Origin of the sequence: Limnohabitans sp. Jir72, assembly GCF_003063575.1 — a bacterium.
In the GTDB taxonomy this organism is placed as follows: domain Bacteria; phylum Pseudomonadota; class Gammaproteobacteria; order Burkholderiales; family Burkholderiaceae_C; genus Limnohabitans_A.
This window is the reverse complement of sequence record NZ_NESC01000040.1, coordinates 1-758: the sequence shown is the minus strand read 5'-3', so window position 1 is coordinate 758 and position 758 is coordinate 1. Positions and strand designations below refer to the sequence as shown.

Here is a 758-nt window from a genome sequence, read left to right as displayed (position 1 = left end):
ATTGGGGCATCTGCCAATGGGCTGATGGCGTTGCTTCGGCGATGATTGCGGCCATGAGTGAAGTCGTTGATCTGCAAGCCATGGACGAAGAGCAAGTGCGCCAGATGTTGGCCAGCATGCTCACGCAGATCAGCGCCCGAGACGCCACCATCCGTTTCAAGCAAGCCCTGATCGACAAGCTCACGCACGAGAACGCCGTTCTCAAGCGCCTGAAGTTTGGCCTTAAGAGCGAGAAGATGAACGCCGAGCAGCGCAGTTTGCTGGACGAAACCCTGGACGCAGACTTGGCTGCCGTGTCCGACGAGATCGCACTGGCTGTGCCCGAGTCACCTGCTGCCAAAGACAAACAAACCCCCAAGCGCCAAGCCTTGCCCGCTGAGCTGCCCCGCCAGACCTTTGCCCACGAGCCCGAGTCCACCGTGTGCACGGCTCCCGGCTGCGGTGCCCAGATGAAGCGCATCGGTGAGGACGTGTCTGAGAAGCTGGACTACGTGCCTGGCGTCTTCAGCGTGCACCGCCATGTGCGTGGCAAATGGGCCTGCGCGTGCTGCCAGACCTTGGTGCAAGCACCGGTGGAGCCCCACGTCATCGACAAAGGCATCCCCACACCGGGACTGCTCGCCCAGGTGCTGGTGAACAAGTTTGCCGACCACCTGCCGCTGTACCGCCAGGAAGCCATCTTTGGCCGAGCTGGTGTGGCGATCCCCAGATCAACGTTAGCCCAATGGGTGGGCAGCTGCGGGGTTGAGCTGCAGCCG

The 758-nt window shown here is 62.1% G+C and carries 1 protein-coding gene; it reads left to right on the top strand.

Annotation, left to right across the window (positions count from 1 at the left end; all coding sequences use genetic code 11):
* Positions 1-53: 53 nt before the first annotated feature.
* On the top strand, positions 54-758 hold a 705-nt coding region (locus B9Z52_RS17515), incomplete at its 3' end, for a transposase (RefSeq protein WP_369907956.1).